15 protein-coding genes and 1 CRISPR repeat array are annotated in these 26,604 nt (G+C 41.1%); of the genes, 8 read left to right on the plus strand and 7 right to left on the minus strand.

All coding sequences use genetic code 11. The features are described from left to right. Nucleotides 1-188 precede the first annotated feature (188 nt). The 3 genes from XM47_RS13760 to XM47_RS13770 all read left to right on the plus strand — a co-directional run bounded on the left by XM47_RS13760 (nucleotide 189) and on the right by XM47_RS13770 (nucleotide 10,011). Nucleotides 189-5,978, plus strand: coding sequence for an alpha-2-macroglobulin family protein (locus tag XM47_RS13760; protein ID WP_048693638.1), 5,790 nt, complete (start codon nucleotides 189-191; stop codon nucleotides 5,976-5,978). Nucleotides 5,979-5,981: 3 nt separating this feature from the next. Next, entirely contained in the window at nucleotides 5,982-8,336 is a 2,355-nt protein-coding gene (pbpC, locus tag XM47_RS13765; protein ID WP_078061912.1) for a penicillin-binding protein 1C, read from the plus strand. 124 nt (nucleotides 8,337-8,460) lie between these two features. Continuing rightward, on the plus strand, nucleotides 8,461-10,011 hold the full coding sequence (locus tag XM47_RS13770; protein WP_048693642.1) for a carbon-nitrogen hydrolase family protein: 1,551 nt from the start codon (nucleotides 8,461-8,463) through the stop codon (nucleotides 10,009-10,011). A gap of 85 nt (nucleotides 10,012-10,096) precedes the next feature. Here the strand turns inward: XM47_RS13770 and XM47_RS13775 are convergent, their stop codons facing one another. The 6 genes from XM47_RS13775 to XM47_RS13800 form a co-directional block, all read right to left on the minus strand. After that, nucleotides 10,097-10,798 (minus strand): OmpW/AlkL family protein, encoded by a 702-nt coding sequence (locus tag XM47_RS13775; RefSeq protein WP_048693644.1) that lies wholly within the window; start codon nucleotides 10,796-10,798, stop codon nucleotides 10,097-10,099. Nucleotides 10,799-11,000: 202 nt separating this feature from the next. Further along, a complete protein-coding gene (locus tag XM47_RS13780; protein WP_048693646.1) occupies nucleotides 11,001-11,885 on the minus strand; it encodes a substrate-binding periplasmic protein in 885 nt (294 codons plus the stop codon). A 325-nt stretch (nucleotides 11,886-12,210) separates the two neighbouring features. Continuing rightward, the gene (gene gpsA, locus XM47_RS13785; RefSeq protein ID WP_048693648.1) at nucleotides 12,211-13,215 is read right to left on the minus strand and encodes an NAD(P)H-dependent glycerol-3-phosphate dehydrogenase; all 1,005 of its coding nucleotides are present in this window, start codon (nucleotides 13,213-13,215) and stop codon (nucleotides 12,211-12,213) included. 9 nt (nucleotides 13,216-13,224) lie between these two features. Further along, nucleotides 13,225-13,728 (minus strand): protein-export chaperone SecB, encoded by a 504-nt coding sequence (gene secB / locus XM47_RS13790; protein ID WP_048693650.1) that lies wholly within the window; start codon nucleotides 13,726-13,728, stop codon nucleotides 13,225-13,227. A 25-nt stretch (nucleotides 13,729-13,753) separates the two neighbouring features. Next, nucleotides 13,754-14,008 carry a glutaredoxin 3 gene (gene grxC, locus XM47_RS13795; protein ID WP_048693652.1) on the minus strand — a complete coding sequence of 85 codons (255 nt, stop codon included), beginning with the start codon at nucleotides 14,006-14,008 and terminating at the stop codon, nucleotides 13,754-13,756. A 4-nt stretch (nucleotides 14,009-14,012) separates the two neighbouring features. Continuing rightward, on the minus strand, nucleotides 14,013-14,438 hold the full coding sequence (locus XM47_RS13800; protein ID WP_048693655.1) for a rhodanese-like domain-containing protein: 426 nt from the start codon (nucleotides 14,436-14,438) through the stop codon (nucleotides 14,013-14,015). A gap of 240 nt (nucleotides 14,439-14,678) precedes the next feature. Between XM47_RS13800 and gpmM the strand changes: the two genes are divergently transcribed. The 5 genes from gpmM to XM47_RS13825 all read left to right on the plus strand — a co-directional run bounded on the left by gpmM (nucleotide 14,679) and on the right by XM47_RS13825 (nucleotide 22,992). Continuing rightward, a complete protein-coding gene (gene gpmM, locus XM47_RS13805) occupies nucleotides 14,679-16,229 on the plus strand; it encodes a 2,3-bisphosphoglycerate-independent phosphoglycerate mutase (protein ID WP_048693657.1) in 1,551 nt (516 codons plus the stop codon). Between the two features lie 13 nt (nucleotides 16,230-16,242). Next, nucleotides 16,243-17,418, plus strand: a complete 1,176-nt coding sequence (locus XM47_RS13810; RefSeq protein WP_078061913.1) for a murein hydrolase activator EnvC family protein — start codon at nucleotides 16,243-16,245, stop codon at nucleotides 17,416-17,418. A gap of 89 nt (nucleotides 17,419-17,507) precedes the next feature. After that, complete coding sequence (locus tag XM47_RS13815; protein ID WP_048693658.1) at nucleotides 17,508-19,865, plus strand: Tex family protein; 2,358 nt, start codon at nucleotides 17,508-17,510, stop codon at nucleotides 19,863-19,865. A 326-nt stretch (nucleotides 19,866-20,191) separates the two neighbouring features. After that, the gene (locus XM47_RS13820) at nucleotides 20,192-21,547 is read left to right on the plus strand and encodes a c-type cytochrome (protein WP_048693660.1); all 1,356 of its coding nucleotides are present in this window, start codon (nucleotides 20,192-20,194) and stop codon (nucleotides 21,545-21,547) included. Nucleotides 21,548-21,558: 11 nt separating this feature from the next. Continuing rightward, nucleotides 21,559-22,992 (plus strand): DUF7133 domain-containing protein, encoded by a 1,434-nt coding sequence (locus tag XM47_RS13825; protein ID WP_048693662.1) that lies wholly within the window; start codon nucleotides 21,559-21,561, stop codon nucleotides 22,990-22,992. Between the two features lie 106 nt (nucleotides 22,993-23,098). Beyond that, nucleotides 23,099-26,230: direct repeats of the CRISPR family, unit length 29 nt; unit sequence CGGTTCAGCCCCGTGGGTACGGGGAACAC. A gap of 76 nt (nucleotides 26,231-26,306) precedes the next feature. On the opposite strand, the gene cas2e is transcribed toward XM47_RS13825, so the two are convergent. Next, nucleotides 26,307-26,603, minus strand: coding sequence for a type I-E CRISPR-associated endoribonuclease Cas2e (gene cas2e, locus XM47_RS13830; RefSeq protein WP_048693663.1), 297 nt, complete (start codon nucleotides 26,601-26,603; stop codon nucleotides 26,307-26,309). Nucleotide 26,604: the final 1 nt, after the last annotated feature.

Consider the following 26,604-nt stretch of genomic DNA (forward strand, 5'->3'; position numbering starts at 1 on the left):
GAAGCGAGTCTATAACAATAAATAAACAAAATCGTTCATTTGTAATATATGTAACACTTTTTTACATTTTGACTCTGATTGGAACTAATTCATAATGCAGTGCTCATATTTCAAACGCTTTATTAATCCAATTTCTGGTTTTTTAGAGCAGCAAATACTTATGAATTTTTTATATTTAGGACTCAGGTATGTTGGTTAGTAAATGGATGACGGGGCTGGTTTTATGTTTCAGCTGGATAGTTTTAGCTGGCTGTAATCAAGACGATGCTGCAGAAAATAGAAGTGAAAATGTTACAGAGCAAGCAAACCAAAGGCTGAACCAAGCTCAAATACACACTAAGCCTGATGTTTTACCAGAAGCGGTAGAGCTAAAACAACCTATTGTTAACTCGAAAACCAGCGCTAAAACGAGTGTGTTAGATTCGACTAGTTATCAAAAATGGCAAAGCTATTTATTATCACTACCCAAATACTGGGTTTCTGCTTATCAGCCTATAATCATACAATTTAGCCAAAACGTTTCTGCTGAACATGAGTTAAACCAGCCTATTGAAGGCCTGATATCTGCAGAGCCTCAAATTGATTTTATCACTCGATTTGACAGTCAAAACCAAATCTCGATTGAATTATTAGAGCCAATGCAGCGAAACACTGAATATACCTTTTGGCTATCGAGTAAGCCTTTAGCAAACATACCGAGTAATTTGCCCGAGTTACCAGTTCGAGTGACAGCAATGGCGCAAGATTTCAGCATAAAGCTAGATGGCTTAATGATAGAGGAATACGATAACAACTATATTTCAGGTGAGATAGTTACAGATGATGCTGAACTAGACGACAATATAGAAGATATACTGACTGCCAAGTTAGCCGATAAATCACTGGCGATTCAATGGCAGCATACATCTGCGACAGAGCATAAATTTAAAATTGAGAATATAGAACGTAAATCTGTCCCTTATCAAATCGAACTTGCTTGGTCGGGCAAGGCGATAACAGTTGATAAGTTTGGCTCTGAGATTATAGACATTCCTAGCTTGGATGAATTTGTTGTAACTGCCAGTTCAGTTCAGCAAGTTGATGGTCAATATATTTCAGTTTTGTTCTCAAAAGCCTTAGCTAACAAACAATCGGTTAAAGGTTTAGTTTTAGTTAACGGCCGGGCGCCAAGAAGAGTGCTGATTAAAGGCAATAGCTTAAAAGTTTTCCCATCAGATACCTTAAGCGGAGAAGTTGAACTAACCGTGTTGGCGGGCATAAAGAGTAATAAAGGCCAAGCTTTAACCCAAGCATTCGACAGTAAATTAACTCTGTTGAACACTAAACCAGGTGTACGTTTTGTCGGTAAACACAATATATTGGCTCGCTCAGGGAAAAAAACGGTCAGTATCAGCGCAGCTAATGTCGATTCAATACAAATTAAAGCCTATCAGGTTCAGACACAAAACTTACCCCAATTTATACAACATAATCCATTGTCGAGTAATCGAATAGATAAAAAAACTAGCCAGGTACTGTGGCAAAAAACCTATGTTTTACCAGAGGTTGCTAAAGACCAATGGCGAAATTATGAATTAGATTTAACCGAGTTAATGCCGCAAACCTCTTCAGATTTACTCGCACTAGAGCTGAGTATAGATCAAAGTAATAGCATTTTAGATTGCGGCGAAGCTAGGCCTTTGCACGATAACCAATTGGAGCAAGCTAGCTGGGCGGTTGATCAAATTAAAACAGAACCTTCTTGGGTAAGGCGTTATTACCGGTCTCAAGGTTATGGCTCATGGCGTGATAGGAATAATCCATGTAAAACACGTTATTACAATTACTATAATAATCCAACCAAGGCGGTTAAATACTTCTCAAGCTCAAATTTAGGCTTAATTGCTAAAATGGCAATGAAGCATCAGCTTCATGTTGTGGTTAATCAGCTAGATACAGCAAAGCCAGCTAAAAATGTAGATGTGGCTGTTTATAATTATCAACATCAATTGCTTACATCAGCAAAAACCGATGAATTCGGTATGGTGCATTTAAACCCAGCGACTGCCCCTTATTACATTATTGCTCGACAAGGGGCTGATATCAGCTTTTTACGCTTAAGCCGAAATGCAGCACTGTCGACCAATGTATTTGATACAAGTGGTGAGCTCAATACTAATGGTATTAAAGGCTATTTTTATGCAGAACGTGCAATTTGGCGACCGGGAGATGATATATATCTAACTTTCATTATGTTAGATAAAAGCAAAAGCTTACCTGAAAATTATCCACTTTCGCTCGACTTCTTTGATCCTAAAGGCGCTAAGGTTTCAGTAACAACCCAATCCGAACCTGTAAATGGATTTTATCGATTTAATTTAAAAACCACAGAGCAAGCGATAACAGGGAATTGGAAAGCTATTATTAAACTGGGACAAACCTATTTTTCAAAAACTATCCCAGTAGAAACGATAACGCCTAATCGTCTTAAAATGGCGCTGGAAATATCGGGTCAGCAAGCAAATCAGCCCCTCACTTTTGATCAACCCCCATATTCAGTAAATTTAACCGCTCAGTGGCTACATGGTGCAATTGCAAAGGCGCTAAAAGCAGATGTCAGTGTTAGTGCTATACCGACTAAAACACAATTTAAAACCTATAATCAGTTTGTTTTTGATGATCCTAGCAGACAGTTGCAATCTAAAAGTCAGCTGATTTTTGAAGGTAAATTAGATGATAAAGGCCAAGCCAATTTTAAATACCAACCTATTTTTGCGTCGTCACCTGGGCAAGTAAAACTTAATTTTACGACTCGGGTATTTGAACAAGGCGGTCAATTTAGCACTCAGTATTCGCATCTAAATTTTATGCCGTATCAAAAACTGGCTGGGCTTAATGTGCCTAAAGGCAGCGGTTGGAACGACTCTATATCAAAAGACGAAGATCATAATATTCAGTTCGTTACTCTTGATGGCAAAGGGCTTGCTGAGCCAAATCAAAATTTAGAGTTAACCTTACATAAACTAAGTTGGCGCTGGTGGTGGGACTACTCTCGCGATAATTTAGGTGCTTACTTAAATAGTGCTCATGCGGATTTGCAACTGAGAAAGAAATTAAAAACTAACGACCAAGGCTTAGCTAACTGGCAGCTCAAAGGAAATGAATATGATTGGGGACGTTATTTAATTCGTGTTTGTCATCAAGCTAGCCAACATTGCTCAGGCAAAATTGTTTATCTAGGTTGGAGCTATCAAGATAGCAAAAATCCATCAGCAGAAACTCAGTTAATGCTGACTCTGGATAAAGCTGAATACCAAGTTGGAGATACGGCTTACTTAACAATACCGCAAAGTTTACCAAGCGCGACTAAAGCGCAATATTTACTCTCGTTAGAAAACGGCAGCGAAGTTATTTCGCTTTCTTGGGTGAGCGAACAAATCAGTGGCAATCGTTTAGCTATTCCTATCACAGCAGAAATGGCACCTAATGTTTATGCTCACATTAGCTTGATTCAAGCGGTTGAAAGTAAAACGAATGATGCACCCGTGCGCTTGTATGGTGTTGTACCTATCCTAGTTAATAACCCTAACAATCAATTACACCCAGTGATTAATGCGGCGAAGAAAGTGCGGCCTAAATCAAAATTTGATGTGCAAGTGAGCGAGCAGTCAGGCCAAGCAATGACTTACACACTCGCGGTTGTGGACGAAGGTTTACTCGGTATTACGAATTTTAAAACGCCTAACCCAAGCCATGCTTTTTATCAAAAAGAGGCTCTAGGTGTACTCACTTGGGATATGTATGATTTGTTGGCCAAGAATAACAATCATTCAATATCTGGGTTAATTTCCTTAGGAGGAAGTGATGAGGCTAAAAAAGACGCAGAGCTAGCTAACCAAAGGCGATTTCCGCCTGTGGTTAAATTTTTAGGTCCATTTGAGCTGGCTGCAGGAAAGGTTCAAAACCATCAAATTCAACTCGAAGAATATTTGGGCGAAGTGAGACTGATGCTAGTTGCTGCCAATATATCAAAACCTAATGCAGCGGCTTTTGGTGCGGCAGAGAAAAGTGTCGTGGTGAGCCAGCCATTAGGCGTACTTAGTACGGCACCTAGAGTGGTAGCCCCAAATGAAACTTTCAGTTTGCCGGTTAATATTTTTGTTAGTGATCATAAATTAGGTCCGGTTAAAGTCGCGGTTAAAACGAATGAGTTATTAGCAGCAGAAGTTGACAGTGCAGAACTGAGCTTTGATCTGGTTGAAGGTGAAAGGGGAGATGAAATTGTCGAACTAAAGTTAAAGAGTTTAAATCAAGTTGGCCAAGCTAAAATTACTGTAACAGCCACCAGCGCGAATCAGGTTGCCAGCCAAACAATTTATCTTCAAGTGCGCTCAGTGAATAGTCCTCAAAGCATTTCTCAAGTTAAGTTGGTTAAACCCGGCGAAACCGCGAGTTTGAATTTAACCCCAAATGGTTTAGTGAATACTAACCAAACTCAATTTAACGTGAGCCGTTTCCCTGCGATTAACCTTGCTGAACAGCTAGACTACTTAATTAAGTATCCGCATGGTTGTTTAGAACAAACTAGCTCAAAGTTATTTGCCCAGCTGTATTTGAATCGTTTCACTCAGTTGAGTGATTGGCAGCAAGCCGAGGTCGAAGATAATATTAAAATCGGTATAGATAAGCTTAAACAATTTCAGTTAAGTTCTGGGGCCTTTAGTTATTGGCAAGGGGGCAATTATGCCAACCTTTGGGCGAATAGCTACGCTGGACATTTTTTATTAGAAGCTAAAAAACTGGGTTACTTTGTACCAGCTGAACTCGTTTCTAGTTGGCTCGCAGAGCAACAAAGATATGTTGAAAAAAGATTTAGAAATCAAGCTAATAATAGTTCGATTGCCTACGCAATTTATACCCTAGCTTTGGCTGATAAACCAAACTTTAATGCTATGAACCGGCTCAAAGCCAAGTTAGAAGTTAACTTGAACTCAAATAACCAAGAGCAGCAAACCCAACATCAGCAGCAAGATCTAAAACTTTCAGCTTGGTTACTTGCTATGAGTTATGCTGAAGCAGGAGCGATAGATGCAGCTCAGCAAGTATTTAGCTTCACCGACAAGCAAGTAGAAGCTTACCCATATTCAGGTTATAACTATGGCTCCAAAACCCGAGATTTAGCGATAAGATTGATGACGGAAAGCGCGATACAAGATCGCGCAGCAAGCTGGGAAAGTGCAACTCAGTTAAGCCAAAGCTTATCGAGTCAAGATTACCTTTCAACTCAATCCAGAGCTTGGAGTTTAGTTGCATTAGCTGCAGCATTTAATTATGAAAAATCCGATAGCCAATTTAGCTACAGGCTGAATCAAGCAGCTGAACACCAGGTGAATACTCAAGATGCGATTTATCAGTTGCCAATTGCTAGCCAAGTCGATCCTAAGCTAAACAAAGCAAGCGAGGTGGCGATCCATTTCACAAATCAGAGTGACGTAAATTTATACACAGAATTAACTAATATCGGTATTCCTGAAAGTGGTGATGAGATTGCAGGGGAATCAAAACTAAGTTTATCTGTGGTATTTACTGACCTAGACGATAACCCAATCAGTGTTGATAAAATTAAACAGGGAACAGATTTTAAAGCGATAACTGAGATCCGCGCTTTAGATAAGTCGGCTAGGTTAGAAAATTTAGCATTAACCATGACTTTGCCTAGCGGTTGGCAGTTAAAGAACAGCCGACTTTCGGGAGCCAAAATTGCTAAAGGGTTAGATTACCAAGATATACGAGATGATCAGTTATTGAGTTATTTTAGTTTAGGTAAATACTTAAGTTATCAAGATATTAATCAAACATCTGTCAGGATAGAAACTGAGTTTAACGCGTCGTTTAAAGGTGAGTTTTATTTACCTGGTTGGCATGTAAAAGGCATGTACGATCATAATGTTTGGGCAAGATTAAAAGGTAAATGGATTCAGGTCGTTTCAGAGCCTTAAGTTATGTTTACAAGTAAAAATATACGCCAAACTCTACTCCGGCTGATGCGAATATTTGCGATTTGCTTGTGCTTACTGAGTTTGGGCTTGTTTGGCTATATTAATACGCCTGTCGACGCTACATTATTTAAGCAGCCCTATAGTTGGGTATTATTCGCCGAAGATAAAAGCTTGTTAGCCGCCAGCATAGCTGAAGATGAGCAGTGGCGTTTTCCAGCCAGTGAAGCACTGCCAGAAAAATATGTTGAAGCCTTACTTACCTTTGAAGATAAAAGGTTTTATCAGCATATAGGAATTGATTTTTTGGCACTTGCCAGAGCCATCAAGCTTAACCTTAATCAAGGTAGAATCGTCTCAGGCGCTAGCACAATTAGCATGCAGCTGGCGCGGTTATTAAAAAAACATAACGAACGCAGCTTTTCCGCCAAATTGAGCGAGGTTTTACTCGCACTTAAACTTGAATATCAACTGAGCAAAGAGCAGATTCTAATTGAGTACACAGCGCGTGCACCATACGGCGGTAATATTTTGGGAATTAGCGCTGCAAGCTGGCGTTATTTTAATCATGGTTTAGCTGAGTTAAGCTGGGCAGAAGCGGCCATGTTAGCGGTTTTACCCAATAACCCAGCTATGATTCACTTAGCAAAAAATCGAACTCAACTTAAACAAAAGCGCGATAAGCTGCTGGATAACCTAGCTCAACGCGGTTTTATTTCTGAGCTTGATTTAAAGCTCGCTAAGTTAGAAGCTTTACCTAGTCGACCTAAACCCATACCCCAGCATGCAAGTCATTTACTAACTAGCCTAAAACAAAAGTATCCGCAGCAACACTTGTTCCATTCTCATATTCATTTTCAAACCCAGCTAGCCATTAACCAGCTATTGTCTGGTGCAAGCTTGGGGCTGTCGCATGATAACATTCATAATTTGTCGGCAGTCGTAATAGATAATGCTAATCAGCAAGTACTTGCTTACATAGGAAATCAAACGCTAAGTGAAAATGTTAATTATGCGAAAAGTCTAGATATAGCGCAAAGGCCCAGATCGTCAGGTAGCTTATTAAAGCCTTTTTTGTTTGCTATGGCTTTTCAGCAAGGCATGATTTTACCCAGTAGTTTGCTGCCAGACATTCCAAGTTATTACCAAGGTTATCAGCCAAAAAATTATGATAGAGAATATCGAGGTTTGGTTTCAGCAGAGCAAGCGCTGATACAGTCGCTTAATGTACCAGCTGTTAATTTACTGGCAGATTATGGCGTGCCCTTTTTTTATCAGAACTTACAAGACATAGGCTTAAGTACACTTTGGCGTCAACCAGATGAATATGGATTGTCTTTGATTTTGGGTGGCGCAGAAACGAACCTAGTTGAAATGACGCAAGCGTATTCGCGTTTAATGTTAAGTGCCCAAGGCCAGTTAGAAAGTCAGCTAATGCCAAGTTATTTGGTCAATCAAGTTTCACAAGTAAAACCTTTCCCAATAAATCAAGCTGCAGCTTGGTTAACCTTAGAGGTACTAACTGGATTAAATAGACCTGGTATTAATAGTTTATGGAAAAGTTTTGCTAGCCAGCAAAAAATTGCGTGGAAAACAGGCACAAGTTATGGCTGGCACGACGCTTGGGCAGTTGGTACTAATGGCCGTTATACAGTTGGCGTTTGGGCTGGTAATGCTAATGGCGAAGAAGCAAGAAAGCTCTCAGGCAGCTTAACCTCAGCCCCGCTTATGTTGGATATTTTTAATATATTGCCTAAAGGCACTTGGCCAGAAAAACCGCTAAGGCAGCTAAAAAGCTATCAGGTTTGTCAGGCGGATGGTTATCTCGCTGCGGGTGGCTGCAAAACCACAACAGCTTTAGCGCCGATTGAAGCTGAATTTACTCAACTTTCGCCTTATCACAAGCAAGTCAATTTGGATCCTGTATCTTTAAAGCGTGTTCATGGGTTGTGCTTTAGCCCAGCTAAAATGTGGCAAAAAAGCTACTTAATTTTACCAGCTGTAACGGCTTATTATTATCGGCAAACTAACCCGAATTGGCGCACGCCACCAGAGTGGCGAACTGACTGTACGAAACAGGCTGTTGACGCAATGGAGCAATTGAACTTTGCGTTTGAATATCCACCCAAAGGAGCCAAAATTAAACTACCAGTTGAGTTAGATGGAAAGCTAGGCCGACTGGTAGCCAAAGCGCATCACATTAATCAAAATGAAGTGCTCTATTGGCATTTAGACAATGAATTTATTGGCACTAGCCAGCACATACACGATCAAGAAATAGCGGTTAATTCAGGCTGGCACCTACTCACGATAACAAATCAACAAGGCGAAAAAATAGAGCGTTGGTTTAAAGTTATCTAACCACACATAATTGGTTTAAAAATAGCGTACAGTGATCGGATAAAAAGCTTGAGTATCCGGTAATTTAGGTCATATTATGCTAAATCCTTAAAGGGACATTTTCCATTTTCTTGAGCAGGTATATATGAGCTTAAATGATCTTCACCTTAGTTTAATTAACTTACAGCCAGAGCATTACCCACAAGTACAAAAATTGATGGATCTGGTTTACGCCGATATTGGCGGCGCTTGGCCAGAAAAAACAATTAGCCAGATGATTAAAGATTTTCCTGAAGGTCAGCTCGGTTTAATGGATGATGACAAATTGGTTGGTATTGCCTTATCTGTTCGAGTTGATTATCTAAAATTTAGTAACCCGCATACCTATGATGACTTAATTGGCCCACAAAGCATCATTTTAAATAACGATAAAGGTGACGCGGTTTATGGTTTAGATATGCTGATTCACCCAAAATATAGAGGGTTTAGATTAGGCCGACGCTTATATGATGCGCGTAAAGAGTTGTGTCGCCAATATAATTTAAAAGCAATACTCGCGGGTGGTCGAATCACTGAATATCACAAACATAGTGATACGGTATCGCCTTCTGAATATATTAATAAAGTAGGGCGAAAAGAAATTTACGATCCTATTTTAAGCTTTCAGTTGTCGAATGATTTTCAAGTAAAAAGACTTTTAAAGCAGTATTTGCCCGAAGACGAAAAATCAGCAGGCTACGCTACCTTACTAGAGTGGAACAATATTTTGTATGAGCCAGATGCTTTAGTGGTTGATACGCGTCCAACACAGGTTCGCTTAGGGGTTGTTCAGTGGCAAATGCGAGAAGTGAAAAGCGTTGAAGAATTAATGCAACAGGTCGAATTTTTTGTTGATGCTTTATCCGAATATGAAAGTGACTTTGCGTTATTTCCTGAGTTTTTTAATGCACCTTTAATGGGACTTTCACCGGATAAATCACGCACAGGATCTATTCGTTTTTTAGCTAGTTTCACCGAAGAGTTTTGCACTCAAATGTCTGGTATGGCAGTGAGTTATAACATCAATATTATTACCGGCTCAATGCCGTTAGTTGAGGACGAGCGCTTATATAATGTCAGCTACTTATGTCGGAGAGACGGTACGGTAGAAGAGCAAAGAAAACTGCATATAACCCCGCATGAAAAATGGGACTGGGTGATTGAAGGCGGTAATCAACTGAAGGTGTTTGATACAGATGCTGGTAAAATTGGCATACTGATTTGTTATGACGTTGAATTTCCAGAGTTAGGTAGATTACTTGCCGAGCAAGGGTTAGAAATTTTATTTGTACCGTTTTGGGTTGATACCAAAAATGCTTACCTAAGAGTTAGACACTGTGCTCAGGCTAGGGCGATTGAAAATGAATGTTATGTAGCGATTGCAGGCAGTGTTGGTAATTTACCTAGTGTTGATAGTTTAGATGTGCAATACGCGCAATCGGCCGTATTTACGCCTTCTGATTTCTCATTTCCACACGATGCAGTGTTATCAGAAACAACACCAAATACAGAAATGCTGATGTTTGCGAATGTGAATTTAGAAGCGTTAAAAATATTAAAAGCGGAAGGGGCGGTTACTAACTCGAAAGATAAGAGGCGAGATTTGTATCAAACCGTTTGGCTAAATCAAGATAAACCTCAAGACAAAGCAGATTAATATCTGCTTTACACAGCTAAACTACAAAGCAAAAAGGCGCTAAATAGCGCCTTTTAAATCTATTAAACTTTAACTCGGCCTAATCTTAAAAATAATACTTAGCCGCTAGCATCCAAACCATAGGATCAATTTCAACTGCTACTGCTTGCGCTGTCGTACCATTTACTTTTACTTCAGCATCCGTATCTATATCCATAAAGCTAACCATGGCATGTAAACCCCAGTTATCATTTAGTTTATAGTTAGCACCAAATTGCATTGCAATGCCAAACGAATCATCTAGGTCCAATTCAACTTTATCACTTGCTGTGGCTACGTTTAAAGCCTGTAAAGTGCTAACGAGTTCAGGTGCAGCAGATTCATCAAAAAAGACCGTGTAATTTAAACCAGCACCAGCAAAAAATCTTAAATCATCACTTGGGTTACCAAAGTGATATTGCATCAGTAATGTTGGTGGTAAATGTTTAGTTTCACCAATCTTTAAACCATCAACGGCAGACCCTTTAACACTAATTTGGTGAGTAAATGGAGTTGCAGCAATTAGCTCAACAGTCCAATTTGGGTTTAGTTGATAATCTATCGTAATACCGATTTGAGTATTGGTGCCAACTGCTGCTTGGGTTGAGTCTGTTTCTAATCCAGCTAAAGATTCAACTACCGATAAGTGCGTGCTGTTGTCTGACGGCTCAGCGGTAATAACCCCTAAATTAACAGATAGATTTGCAAATGCAGGAAAGCAAACTGCGAAAATTGAGCTTAAACTAACTAGTTTGATGAATGATTTCATAATAACCTCTTAAAATTAACTGAGGTCATTCTCGCAAACTGTTACGGAATAAAGTTGTTTCAGATCAATTATCTATTTAGGCGTGCCTCTATATGCATTAGGCTTTGATCTAGATTATAAAGTGATTAAAATTTGTACTCAGTTTAAACCCAAAGAGTGTTTAGTTATTAAACTGAGTACGGCGTGGTGGCTAGCTTAGGTTTTAAAGCGATGACAATAAAATTTCTTTATTGCTCGCTTTAATCCAAAGTTTAGATTGAGATAGCGGTGTTTTTTTCGGTAAATGAATGTTGGCAACCTCTATTATTTTATTACTTTCACTGGAAAGCTCTGGCAAGCTACTTAAAGCGAGATTACTTGCTTTAAAATAAGCATCAAATTGTCCCGACTCTAACATTTGAGTCAAGCCTTTGGTTATCAGTTGCGCTAGCTCTGGGTTATCAATATTTACAAAAAAATAGGTTGGATCGGCCCAAGTAAAGACTAAGTTTGGCACTACCTCTAATTCTGGATGATTAGATAGAATGTCTGATACAGAAGCAATTGGAATTGGCATGGCATCAAACCGACCGCCTTCAAGCATGGAAAGTAAATTAATCGCTTTTACTGTGCTGACCAAGTTCATTTGTTGAGTTTGCAAAATACTGCTGTGATTACTGTATCTAACCACGCCCAGTTTAAGTTTTCTTAATGTCTCAAATTGGTCTACATCCGCTAGAGTCGCCGTTAAACCACTATTTTTATTAACCAATAATTTTTGGTAACTCATTAGGTTTTTGTAGATAGGGATCCTAACTGGGATAAAGCTATCTTCTAGCTCTGTTGAGGTTGCTAACCATAAGACATCTAACTCTTTATCCTCAAGCATATGAATGGCTCTTTGGTTATTAGCTGCAATTTCAGACTCTGATAATATTAATGATGCATTGGCGGTTTGAATCGCTTTTTTCAATAATCCTGCAGCGTATTTATCAGATTCTGTTGATATTGTCGGATGTTGAATCGTCTCTGCGTGAAGAAAGCTAGCGGAAAAAAATAAGCTGCAAGCTAAGACTGAATGTCGAGCGAAAAATTTAACAGTAAACATATAACTCTCCCTAGTGGCACACCTATAAGTGTTTTACTCGAATTATTTCAAGTTCTACTTTAGCGAGAGGAAAGGGCGATATGGTGATAGTTAATATAATACTTTTTTAAGTTTGCTAATTTTACGCTATAAGAATTTTCATCTAATTGAATTTAAAAAGATAAAGTTAAATTGGAATAGATATTTCACTATCTAAATCGGTTAATTATTAAGCATTAAAGTGAGAATAACTTACAGCTTTGTGAGAAATATCTGAAAGGCCAAAGTGTAGAAGAAATGACAGTCGGAAATGGAAATTAGGGAAATAGAATAAGAGGAGACCCTCTTATTCAAATTTTTGCTCTCTGCTTAACAATGCAATAGAAGCTTCTTTTGGCGATTTACCTTGATATAAAACCTGATAAATCTGATCCACAATTGGCATTTCAACTTTCATGCGTTGTGCCAGCATGTAGACTTCTTTCGTATTTCGGTAACCTTCGACAACCTGACCTATGTCTGTCATCGCTTGCTCAACTGATTTACCTTGACCAAGTGCTAAACCAAAACGACGGTTACGAGATTGATTATCAGTACAAGTTAATACTAAATCGCCTAAACCAGCCATACCCATAAAGGTCTCTGTTTTAGCGCCTAATGCTTCGCCTAGTCTACAAAGCTCAGTTAAACCTCGAGTAATTAACGCTGTTCTAGCATTTGCGCCAAAACCAATACCATCCGCAATACCAGAGCCAATCGCAATGACATTTTTAACCGCGCCACCTAACTGTACACCAGTAAAGTCATTGTTTTTATAAACTCTGAATTTACGCTCGCAGTGCATGAGATCAGACAAGGTTTGAATAAATTCACTGTTTGTCGAAGAGACTGAAATTGCAGTAGGCATACCGGCTGCCATTTCTTTCGCAAATGTAGGGCCGCTAACAACCGCTAACGTTACCTCATCGCCTAGGGCTTCACGAGCAACGTCTTGCAACAAACGACCTGTTTCTGGTTCCAAACCTTTAGTTGCCCAAGCAACATTTGCATCTGGTGCTAAAAATGGTTTTATTTGCTTTAACGTTTCCGAAAATGCATGGCTAGGGACAACAATTAAAATGTTTTTACTAGCCTTAACAACTTGTTCTAAATCAGAATCAAGGTCAAGAGATTCAGGAAAAGGTATACCGGCAAGATAACGTTTGTTTTCGTTTTCTTGCTGCATTAACGCAACTTGCTCCGCATTGCGAGCCCACATTAAAGTATTGTGGCCGTTTCGGGCAATGCAAATTGCTAATGCGGTGCCGTATGAACCAGCACCAATTACGCTAATATCGTATTGTTTTTGCATAAATTTAGCTTAAGAGTCTAATTTTTGCGGCGCATCATCGCCTTCTTCAGCTTGTTGCTGTGCAACTTGCTGCATGTAGCTTGCAAATAACGCATCAAAGTTAACTGGTGCTAAGTTTAACGGCGGGAAAGTACCACGGTTAACTAAGTTAGAAATAGCTTCACGAGCATAAGGGAATAAAATACCAGGACACATAGAGCCGATAGTATGAGCCATTTGCTGCGGAGGTAAGTTCGTAATAGTGAAAATACCAGCTTGCTCAACTTCTACTAAAAATGCAGTTTTGTCTTCAACTTTAGCCGTTACTGTAATTGATAAAACGACTTCGTAGTTATCGCCTTCAAGCTTTTGGCTTTTAGTATCGATATCCATTTGCACTTCTGGTTTCCACTGAATTTTGAAGATATCAGGAGAGTTAGGCGTTTCAAAAGAGATGTTCTTAGAGAAAATGCGTTGAATGTTAAACTGTGGTGCAGCTTGATCTGCGCCTGCTTCTGGAGTTTGTTCTGACATAATAGTGTCCCCTCTGTTAGGTATATTATTTAAGTAAACGGTCTAAAGTGCCGTTTGCTTCGGCAGCGTATAAATCATCACAGCCGCCTACATGTTGTTCGTTGATAAAAATCTGTGGCACAGTGTAACTACCGTTACTTTTATTGATCATCTCTTGGCGAAGTTGAGCATCTGAATCAATTTTTAATTCAGTAAATTCAACGCCTTTATGACTTAGTAGCGACTTAGCGCGAACGCAAAAAGGACACCAAGCTTTAGTATAAATAATTACATTTGCCATATTATTAACCTTTTGCGACAGGTAAGTTAGCGCCAGACCAAGAATTCATACCGCCATCAAGTACATCAACTTGCTCATAGCCAGCGTCAACTAATTGATTTGCGGTTTTTGTTGCTGTCATTCCTGCTTGGCAAACTACAATAATGGGTTTGCTTTTATTTTTTTCAAGGTTTTTATGACCACTAGCCGCTTGCTCTGGTGTTAAATTAATTGCACCAGCGATATGACCCTTGTTGAAGTCTGCTGCTGCTCTAATATCAAGTACAACAGCGTCTTCTCTGTTTACTTTTATCGTTAACTGTTGCGCATTTATTTTAGTGAATTTACTAAACTTTGACTGGAATATTGTATAAATAACCGCAAAAAATAGAACAAACCAAATTGCGCTTAAAAAAGGATGGCGAGCAAAAAACTCAATGTACTCTTGCATGTTTTAACCTAGACGAATAAAAAATTGCTGTGATTATACCCAAACTACCTCAAATTACGATATTCCAATCAGCGTAATTTTGCTTAATAAAGCATAATTATCTGCAAAATAAGGTAAATACACAGATTGACTCTGGTTTGTCATCAAAAACAAGGTAAAATCAGCTTAACTGAATTTGAAATAAGCCAAGCGCGGATATCTAATTGACGGATATCAGCCTGAAAAGCAAAATTAGGAATTATTATGAGTAATAAAAAACCTTTAGTTCTAATCATTATGGATGGTTGGGGTTACAGCGAAAACCCAGAAAACAATGCAGTATTAGCTGCTAATACACCAAACTTAGATCGTTTAACTAAAGATTATCCAAGCACTCTCATTTCTGGTTCTGGCCTAGATGTTGGTTTACCTGATGGTCAAATGGGTAACAGTGAAGTAGGGCATGTAAACCTAGGTGCAGGCCGAGTGGTTTACCAAGACTTTACTCGTATCACTAAAGACATTAAAGAAAAAACTTTCTTTGAAAACCCTGCTTTAACTAAAGCCGTAGATGCAGCAGTTAGCCAAGGCAAAGCGGTTCACATTATGGGCTTAGCTTCACCAGGTGGCGTACACAGCCATGACGAACACATCTCTGCAATGATAGATTTAGCCGCACAGCGCGGTGCAGACAAAATTTACTTACACGCATTTTTAGATGGTCGTGATACACCGCCACGTAGCGCAAAGGCAACATTAGAAACGTTTGAAAAGCAATTTGCTGAAAATGGCAAAGGCCGAGTAGCGAGCTTAATTGGTCGTTACTACGCACTCGATCGCGACCAAAGATGGAATCGTGTTGAAGCGGCTTACAACTTAATGACTTTAGGTGAAGCTGAATACACAGCAACTAATTCTTTAGAGGGTTTAGCTGCCGCTTACGAACGTGATGAAAATGATGAATTCGTTGCTGCTACTGCTATTTTAGATGACGCTGGTAATGCAGCGACAGTTGACGATGGCGACGCGCTTATCTTTATGAATTTCCGTGCTGACCGTGCGCGTGAAATTACTCGTGCATTCGTAGATGCTGACTTCTCTGGTTTCGAAAAGAAAAAAGCACCTAAATTAGCTGACTTTGTTATGTTGACTCAATACGCAGCAGACATTAAAGCAAGTATTGCATTCCCATCTACTGACTTAGTGAACGTATTCGGTGAATGGTTAGAAAAACACGATAAAACCCAATTACGTATTTCAGAAACTGAAAAATATGCTCACGTTACTTTCTTCTTTAGCGGCGGCCGCGAAGACGAATTTAAAGGTGAAAAACGCGTATTGGTTCCGTCTCCACAAGTCGCAACATACGACTTACAACCTGAAATGAACTCTGTGATATTAACTGACAAGTTAGTAGAAGCTATCGAAAGCCAAGAGTTTGATGCCATTATTTGTAACTATCCAAATGGTGACATGGTTGGTCACACAGGTATTTTTGAAGCCGCAGTTAAAGCTTGTGAAGCGGTTGACGTTGCTATTGGTCGTGTATGTGAAGCATTAGATAAAGTTGGCGGCGAATGTTTAATTACAGCTGACCACGGTAATGCAGAGCAAATGGTTAATCCTAAAACGGGTCAAGCACATACAGCGCATACTTCTGAGCCAGTTCCATTTATTTACTATGGTGGAAACAAAACTGAAGTTGCTAAGCAAAACGGTGTACTAAGCGACGTAGCGCCAACTATGTTACACCTAATGGGTATGGAACAACCTGAAGAAATGACAGGTACACCAATTATCAAATTGAGCTAATCGCTCAGTGATAATGGATTATACCCAACAAAAAATAGCCAGACTTATGTCTGGCTGTTTGCTATTCGTTACCAGTATATTATTACTGGTTGCGAGTTTTACTTTACATGCTGATTCCGAACAAAAGCAGCAAACCTTAAAAAAACTAGAACAAGTTCAACAAGCTATATTAGATAAGCAATCCCAGCTCGAAAAAAAACAATCAGAACAAAATAAAATTGAACAAAGCATTCGCCAGACAGATAAAAAAATTGGTGATGTGAGTAAAACCCTCAGACAAATTGAAAACAAACTGCAACAAGTTACTCAACAAATAAAACGACTTGAAAAACAACAAGAAACCTTAGAGCAAGATCGCCAAGCCCAAGTTAAAATTTTAGCCGAACAAGTAAAAAGCATTTACCAAGTCGGCCAGCACGACTTTATGAAAATGATGCTGAACCAAGACTCGCCAGCCAAACTAGAGCGGGTACTCAGCTACTACCAATTTTTAAATAAAGCGCGCACTGAAGCGATAGAAAAGCTAAAACAAACACTCGCTAAACTAGAAGAAACGGTTACTCAGCTTAACCAACAAAGACTAGCGCTAGCCGAATTACAGCAAGAAGAAAAAACTAAGCAAGCCGAGTTAGTCAGCTTAAAAACAAAACAAAAAGCAAACCTTGCCAGTATAGAAAAATTTATTAAAACAGAATCACAACGAATAGAAACGCTAAAGCAAGACGAAACAGCACTAACCCAAGCGTTAGAAGCGTTAGCCGAAGCAATTGAAGAACTGCCAAACCAACTTGATTTTAACGGTTTAGGTGACATAAAAGGCAAAATTTTATGGCCAACCCAAGGCTCAATTAAAAAGAATTTTGGCCGCCGAAAATCAGGCCAACTCCGCTGGAAAGGTGTTGTCATACAAGCGAACTCAGGAGAGGTTGTACATAACATACACGCTGGCCAAGTGATTTTTTCTGACTGGTTAAAAGGGTATGGATTGGTACTGGTCGTTGAACACGGCAATGGTTACATGAGTTTATATGGCCACAACCAAGCATTACTAAAAGATGTTGGCGATGTTGTGCAATCGGGCGAACCAATCGCTTTAGTTGGACAATCTGGCGGACAAGCAAAACCCGGATTATATTTTGAAATTCGACATCAAGGTCAACCGGTGAATCCGGTCGACTGGTGTCGATAAGTTTTATTAAAAGTGAGTTGGAGTTGTTGCTAAAATTTTGCCAAGCAAAGTATTAGCAGATTCAACCACACCCGTGATTAAGGTTAAAAATGACAGATATTGTAAATATCATCGCAGCAGAACTAAATGCGAAAGATAGCCAAGTTACCGCAGCGGTAAAATTATTAGACGAAGGCGCAACTGTGCCATTTATTGCGCGTTATCGTAAAGAAATTACAGGCGGGTTAGATGACACTCAGCTGCGTAACTTAGAATCTCGCCTTAACTATTTACGCGAGTTAGGTGAGCGCCGAGCAGTTATCGTTAAAAATATCGATGAACAAGGCAAGTTAACACCAGAGCTAAGCCTAGCGATTAGCCAAGCGCTGACCAAAACAGATTTAGAAGAAATTTACCTACCGTACAAGCCAAAGCGCCGCACCAAAGGTCAAATCGCGATTGAAGCTGGTTTAGAGTCATTAGCGGACGCTTTATTTAATGATTTTTCGCTTGTACCAGAAACACTAGCTGCTGAGTATGTTAGCGCTGACAAAGGTGTAGCAGACGTTAAAGCTGCACTTGAAGGTGCACGCTTTATTTTAATGGAGCGTTTTGCGGTTGATGCTAAGTTACTTAAAAAAGTGCGCCAGTATTTATCTGAAAATGCGACCATAGATGCCAAGGTGATTAAAGGCCAAGAAAAAGCTGCGCAAAAATTCTCGGATTACTTCGAATTTAGCGAAGCGGTTAAAAGCATACCATCACATCGTGCCTTAGCTATTTTTAGAGGCAGAAACGAAGGCTTTTTAAGCTTAAACTTAAATGCTGATCCAGAAAAACCTGAAGAGCAAACCGGCTCTATTGTTGAAGTTATGATAGCTCAACACTTTGGCATTGAATGGCAAGGCAGACCAGCGGAAGATTTTATAAAACAAGTGATTAGCTGGGCATGGAAAGTAAAATTACTGACCCATATGGAAACTGAAATTTTCTCTGAAATAAGAGAAAAAGCCGAAGCTGGTGCTATTTCTGTATTTGCGACTAACTTAAAAGACCTAATTATGGCTGCACCAGCCGGTGCGAAAGTCACTATGGGGCTAGATCCGGGTATTCGTACTGGGGTTAAAATTGCGATAGTGGATGCCACAGGTAAACTACTCAACCATGCAACTATTTTTCCGCATCCACCACAAAATGCATGGGATAAAAGTAAGAAAACCCTGATCAATATGATTCGCCAATACAAGGTTGAGCTTATCAGCATTGGTAATGGCACTGCATCGCGCGAAACCGACAAATTAGTTGCCGAACTAATGAAAGCCGAGCCAGAGCTTAAATTAAATAAAATTATGGTTAGTGAAGCGGGCGCTTCTGTTTATTCAGCTTCTGAAGTGGCAGCTAACGAATTCCCAGATTTAGACGTATCGATTCGTGGCGCAGTTTCAATTGCTCGTCGCTTACAAGATCCACTTGCTGAACTGGTTAAAATAGAGCCAAAATCAATTGGTGTTGGCCAATACCAGCACGATGTAAACCAAAGCGATCTTTCTAAATCACTGACATCTGTTATTGAAGACTGTGTAAACGCAGTTGGTGTCGACTTAAATACAGCCTCTGTGCCTTTGTTAACCCGAGTATCTGGATTAACCAAAGTGATGGCGCAAAACGTGGTTGAATACCGGGAACAACAAGGCCGTTTTGAAAGCCGAACTGAGCTGAAAAAAGTGGCGCGTTTAGGGCCAAAAGCGTTTGAACAATGTGCAGGTTTCTTAAAAATTCGAGATGGCAAAAACCCACTAGATGCTTCATCTGTTCATCCAGAAGCTTACCCTGTGGTTAAAAATATTTTAGCCGCGAACGACTGTGACGTGACTAGCTTAATAGGCAATACAGAAACACTTGCTAAATTAAAAGCAGAAGATTACACAGATGAAAAATTCGGCTTGCCAACAGTTAAAGACATTATTACTGAATTAGAGAAGCCAGGTCGAGATCCGCGACCAGAGTTTAAAACCGCAACCTTTAAAGAAGGTGTAGACACGATTAACGACCTAAAAGTGGGCATGACGTTAGAAGGTGTTGTTAGTAACGTTACTAACTTTGGTGCATTTGTCGACGTGGGCGTTCATCAAGATGGTTTAGTTCACATTTCAGCTATGTCGGATACTTTTATCGACGACCCGCGTAAAGTCGTCAAAGCAGGTGACATAGTTAAAGTAAAAGTGATTGAAGTAGACGTTGAACGTAAACGTATCGCCTTTACTATGCGCTTAAATGACGAAGTTGATTTACACGCTAACAAAGCGGATAAATCAGCAAATGGCCGTAATCAAGCAAACCGTAAACCGCAAAACAACAAACCTCGTGGTCAAAAGCCAACGGGTAACAAAAGTTTTGGTGGCTCGCAAGGTGGCGGTATGATGAACAGCGCTTTTGCTGATGCATTTGCAAAAGCGAAGAAGAAGTAACTTCTACCACTAAATTATCTCGCCATTAGATAGCGCCAATCAATTCTGGATTGGCGCACATATTCTTGCCTCTGCCAATATCTTCTAAAGTTAGTCTCTCTATTAGTTGCTTATTATCACTCTTAACTCTGTTTGTTGGGTGGTACTTGCTGCGACTTTATTCCGCATATTTCCTTATTAAGCTCATGTTTCATCCAGAGTAGAAGTTAATTTAATCAATAATTGTATTCAAAATAGTAAATTTTATACAAGCTTGAGCATATTTAGCTCTATCTCCCTAATGTGTTTTTGTATACAGTTAACAAAAATATTTTGGGAGCCTAACTATGAATGTATTGTTTAAGCGCCGAGCTAGATACTATGTGCTGGTGGTTACTCTACTTACAAGCTTAACTACACAAATGGTAGTGGCTGCAACTCAGCCTAGCCAGCAAGGCCAAGAAGTCTTTGCCAGCCTGTGTTCATCTTGTCATGGTAAAGATTTAACTGGTGGGGTGGGGTTTAATTTAATTGATGCAGAATGGATTCATGGTAATAAGCCTGAGCAAATCGTTAAAAACATTCAGCGCGGTTTTGCCCAAGCAGGTATGCCTGCTTTTAAAGGTATTTTGACGGATTCACAAATTAATGATGTGGTGAGCTTTATTTTGTCGAAACAGCTTGGGTTTAGAGATCTGAGCTACACAATTTATCAATTGCCTGAGAAAGCCAAAAAGAGTTTTGACGCAATTGATACTTTGCCTATCGCAAGCCAAGGTAAATACAAAAATGGCTTAATCAATTTTGATTTACCTGAGATTAAAAGCTTTATTATTGAAACGACAGGCGATTTTTATGCGCCAACCGATCAAGACACCCATTTTAAAATTCAATTTTTACCGCCGCATATGCTAGTCGAATTATGGATTGATGGTGAAAAAATTAAGTATACCAAGCCTGTTTGGGGTGAACGAGCATGGCCGCTTAAACGTGGCAAACAAGCTATTACGATACGCTATAACTCAGTCGGACGACCTAACTGGCAAGGCAATGGATTACATTTCTTTGTTACGGACCAAGCTCAGACAGTTAAGTTATTCGCCACTAGTGTGCAGGCTAAGGCTTATTTAGCGGATTCTAAACACGAGGTTTTAGTTAAAGACAAAGCTAGGATACAGCGGAAAAAAGCGGTTAATTTACCAAGCCACTCAATTTTAGTCGGCTTACCACAAAAGGTTAATTATGCTTTTAACAGTCGTAGCTGCGCGATTGTTGGGGTATGGCAAGGTGAATTTTTAGATGTTGGACCAAACATTCAAGGCCGAGGTAAAGATGGTAGTTTGGCAATGGGCAATTGGGTATTTCATCAACCTAATAGCATAAAAGCGGTTAACGACACTAAGACTTGTCGATTTATAAAATACACGACAACAGATGATCCTACTTTTTATTATCAACAACAGGGTTATGAATTCGCAGTGACAGGGACCACCCAGAGTAATAATCAGCTCAGCTTAAATTACCAAGCAACTAAGTTACCAGCGCAAGCAAGGCATTCGCATATAGTTGAATTTGCATTGCCTCAAGTGGATAAGTTAACGATTCAGAGTCCACAAGCTGCTATTTGTAACGGAAAGTTAACTTTCGATTTGTCGAAACACCCAAGCTTTAGTTTGCAACTCAAACTAGCCAAAATGCAATAAAGGCGCAATAAATGAAATTACTTACTGTAAAAACACTAGTATTAGCTTGTTTATTTAGCCCAATAAACCTATTAGCAAACAGCTATATACCTAAAGGTTATTCAATAGAAACTATTAAAACGCCAGATAAAGTTGAGTTTCAAATCGCTGGGCTAGACGCGAATGCACAAGGCGAAATTTATGTTGCTACGCGTTTAGGCGAAGTTTGGCGATACCATAATAATCAATGGTCGCAATTTGCTGAAGGCTTACATGAACCCGCAGGGTTATTGTTAGAAGGCAATTCAGTCTTAATAGCGCAAAAGCCTGAGTTAACCCGTTTGGTCGATAGCAATGGCGACCAACAAGCGGATGAATATATTCACCTAGCGTCGGGGTGGGAGTTTCACGATAACTATCACGAATTTAATTTTGGTCCAGTTAAAGATAAGCAGGGCAATTATTATGGCACGCTCAATTTAGGACATGGTACTCCGGGCGGATTTTCGTTAGGCGCCATGGACACTGCTGGTGGCTATCGAGGTTGGGCGTATCAAGTGACTCCATCGGGTGAATTTATCCCTTTTGCGAGTGGCTTGCGCTCTCCAGCTGGCATTGGAATTAGCCCGCAAAATGACGTGTTTTTTACCGACAATCAAGGTGATTGGGTAGAAACTTCAAAACTACATTTACTCAAAAAAGATGCCTTTTATGGTCATCCAACTTCACTGAGAGATAAACTAGGTTGGAGCCTTGAAAAAATTAAACAAACAGCCACAACAGAGTTTGAAAAAATGCGCGAGTTACCTGTAGTTTGGATACCGCACAGAGAAGTTGCTAATTCACCCGGTAATCCTGAGTGGGATACCAGCGCTGGAAAATTTGGTCCGTTTAGTGGGCAAATATTTATAGGTGATCAAACCCAATCCAATATATTTAGAGTGGTATTAGATAAGGTAAACGGCCAGTACCAAGGCGCTGTGATTAATTTTATTAATGGTTTTCAAAGTGGCAATATTCGCACTAAATTCGATAATCAAGGGCAGCTCTGGGTTGCACAAACAACCCGAGGTTGGTCGGCGCAAGGTGATAAACCATATGGCTTACAAAAAGTAACTTGGGATGGAACAACACCTTTCGAACTATTGGATATTAAGCTGACCAAAGCCGGTTTTAAACTAAACTTTACCCAGCCAGTTAGTAACCCGCATGCACTTGAGCAGCAAATAAAAGTGCAGCAATGGCATTATTTGTATAGCAGTAATTATGGCTCAGCTAAACAAGATTTAACCCAGTTGGCAATAAAATCAATAAATTGGAATCACACTCACACAAGTGCTGATGTAGCGCTGGATTTAACGGCAGGCAAAATAGTGCAAATAGACTTTCCTAATTTAATGAATAAATCAGGTGAAAAAATGTCAGTATCAAGCGTTTATTACACTCTGAATCAATTGCTTGAATAGGGGTTTAGCGAAAATCAAGGAAGGTGAAAGTTCAAAGCTTATAAAGAGGAAAGGGTGTATAGATACCGCTTAATTTATACATAACTTTCTTCAATTTCGCTTTCTCCTGTCCAGCCCCGTGGGTACGGGGAACACGCGTCATTCATTGCGTCAAACGCGGATTGAATCGGTTCAGCCCCGTGGATACGGGGAACACTTAAGCACACTCACTTGGCCCTGTGCATAGCTCGGTTCAGCCCCGTGGGTACGGGGAACACTTTTACGCCCCTCTTTTTTTGCGTTTAATAATCGGTTCAGCCCCGTGGGTACGGGGAACACTCAATCATTAATTCATCAATAGCTTTTTCTTTCGGTTCAGCCCCGTGGGTACGGGGAACACCCACTTAATTTTAATCAAAATTTAAATTACAACGGTTCAGCCCCGTGGGTACGGGGAACACCCACCAGTTTTTGTTCCGCATTCCGGCCATTCCGGTTCAGCCCCGTGGGTACGGGGAACACTGCCATTTATGTATATTCATCGAACTCGTTGTCGGTTCAGCCCCGTGGGTACGGGGAACACATATTCAGATTCTAATTCTGTCATTTCAAAGCCGGTTCAGCCCCGTGGGTACGGGGAACACCCAATGGAAGAAACGAGCAAATTTTTTGCGGCCGGTTCAGCCCCGTGGGTACGGGGAACACACAAATGAAATTATAATCAAGCATTTTCCAATCGGTTCAGCCCCGTGGGTACGGGGAACACCAATGATGAGAACGTACAAGGTAGTTTTGTTTCGGTTCAGCCCCGTGGGTACGGGGAACACCAACCGAGGTTGTTCTGAGTGATATGCAAATGCGGTTCAGCCCCGTGGGTACGGGGAACACGGCTGGACTCCATACCACGGCATAGACTGGGGCGGTTCAGCCCCGTGGGTACGGGGAACACCAAGGTTTACAAGGTTTTCAAGGTCTCCAAGGCGGTTCAGCCCCGTGGGTACGGGGAACACATTAATTAGTTTCGTTAAGATTAGTTTCCGCACGGTTCAGCCCCGTGGGTACGGGGAACACGGCTGTATGTGATTTAAACCCTAATTCTGTTTCGGTTCAGCCCCGTGGGTACGGGGAACACCCGCTTAATTTTAATCAAAATTTAAATCACAACGGTTCAGCCCCGTGGGTACGGGGAACACTAAACCAGTATGGTCAGATGATGAATTACCCGCGGTTCAGCCCCGTGGGTACGGGGAACACGTTTTGGTCAACTGACTGGGTGTATCAAAATGCGGTTCAGCCCCGTGGGTACGGGGAACACATTGTTTTCATGAAAAATGCGCTGTCTACTAACGGTTCAGCCCCGTGGGTACGGGGAACACATTAACCGAAGCTGGATTTGGCAGCTCAAAGTCGGTTCAGCCCCGTGGGTACGGGGAACACGTAAAAATATTGTTTTTTATGGGTTGGTCGATGCGGTTCAGCCCCGTGGGTACGGGGAACACACTCTAATAGCTCTTTTCTGTAACGATAGAAACGGTTCAGCCCCGTGGGTACGGGGAACACTTTTGAGTTCTTACCATAATATAAGGTATTGCCGGTTCAGCCCCGTGGGTACGGGGAACACATCACCTTTATCACCCTGTATACCGGTTCAGCCCCGTGGGTACGGGGAACACTCAACCTAATGTACAAGAAATTAATTTAGATCCGGTTCAGCCCCGTGGGTACGGGGAACACTCGTACTAATGGGATAACATTATTCATAGCGGCGGTTCAGCCCCGTGGGTACGGGGAACACCGCAGTGGCGTTCTAACTTAATCAACGAAACGCGGTTCAGCCCCGTGGGTACGGGGAACACTCGTAAACTTCAATCAATTGCCCATTGTGCGGCGGTTCAGCCCCGTGGGTACGGGGAACACTTTCTTCAATACAGTCAACAATGTCACCTGAGCGGTTCAGCCCCGTGGGTACGGGGAACACATAAATTCACCATCATTATATTTAGCCATCATCGGTTCAGCCCCGTGGGTACGGGGAACACTTTTGGTTTTTTCTGAGGTACTCACAATACGCCGGTTCAGCCCCGTGGGTACGGGGAACACTAGAAGCTGACAAAAATAATTCATCATATCTACGGTTCAGCCCCGTGGGTACGGGGAACACTTCTCCAGTTACATAACATGAAGGTATTTCGGCGGTTCAGCCCCGTGGGTACGGGGAACACTTTTTATTTTTTGATTTTTCGTAATCATAAATCGGTTCAGCCCCGTGGGTACGGGGAACACAATAATGTGCTAAATCTGCGCTCATACTTCCGCGGTTCAGCCCCGTGGGTACGGGGAACACTTTTGCCGCAAGCTCTGGGATAACTGCAGAAACGGTTCAGCCCCGTGGGTACGGGGAACACCTAAATCCACGTTAACCCCCTTGCTTATGCAGCGGTTCAGCCCCGTGGGTACGGGGAACACTGGTGTAATAGCGTCTGCATGGGTTGTCGTTGCGGTTCAGCCCCGTGGGTACGGGGAACACTTCTTCAAATTCTCGGTCGCGGTTGTCGATCGCGGTTCAGCCCCGTGGGTACGGGGAACACAGCACGAAACCCCATGACTGGGTTTTTGAATTCGGTTCAGCCCCGTGGGTACGGGGAACACCGTTAACATCGGCTGCTAGCTCTATTGATTCGCGGTTCAGCCCCGTGGGTACGGGGAACACCCCGTTTTCTGTCATTGCAAGGCATAAAACAGCGGTTCAGCCCCGTGGGTACGGGGAACACCAGTGCCAAACCTGCACCGCCATACATTAAGGCGGTTCAGCCCCGTGGGTACGGGGAACACGTGATATGGATTCGCCAAAATCTAGCACCTCGCGGTTCAGCCCCGTGGGTACGGGGAACACGTTATTTCCTGCGCCCTGCATTATTTTTTCACCGGTTCAGCCCCGTGGGTACGGGGAACACGCCTTTGGGTGAAAGCCCTATAGGTTATCCGCCGGTTCAGCCCCGTGGGTACGGGGAACACACCTGCAACGCCATATAGAGTTTTTGCTGATGCGGTTCAGCCCCGTGGGTACGGGGAACACGTTTTTTCACGTTAGAACAACGAGACGAATGCCGGTTCAGCCCCGTGGGTACGGGGAACACCTGCAGCGGAGCAATTAACCAGTGCAGAGCAACGGTTCAGCCCCGTGGGTACGGGGAACACCGTTGTTGTATCGTCTGCCGAATAAACCCCGTCGGTTCAGCCCCGTGGGTACGGGGAACACTCCAAATGTATATAGCTGTTTTATATATCATTTTAAAAGCACTAAAATTCTACCAAAATTTTAAAGAGCAAATAAGTTAATTGTCATTATTTAGAGGTTTAAATTTCACAAGCCGTAATCCATCTAAATCTATTGGCTCACGCCTATTTTCACCATAAGTTTGAAAATCAAACCCCGATTCTGTATTGGTTGACCATGCCATAACCACGTTTCCTTGTTCCGCCAATTCTGTAATGTGCAACCAAATAGTTTCTCGAATGCGTCGAGATACATTGCCCACATAAACACCAGCGCGTACCTCCAATAACCACACAGCTAATCTTCCACGTAAACGAGGGGGCACATTTTCAGTAACAACTGTGATCATACTCATG

The sequence above is a fragment of the Catenovulum maritimum genome, assembly GCF_001050375.1.
In the GTDB taxonomy this organism is placed as follows: domain Bacteria; phylum Pseudomonadota; class Gammaproteobacteria; order Enterobacterales; family Alteromonadaceae; genus Catenovulum; species Catenovulum maritimum.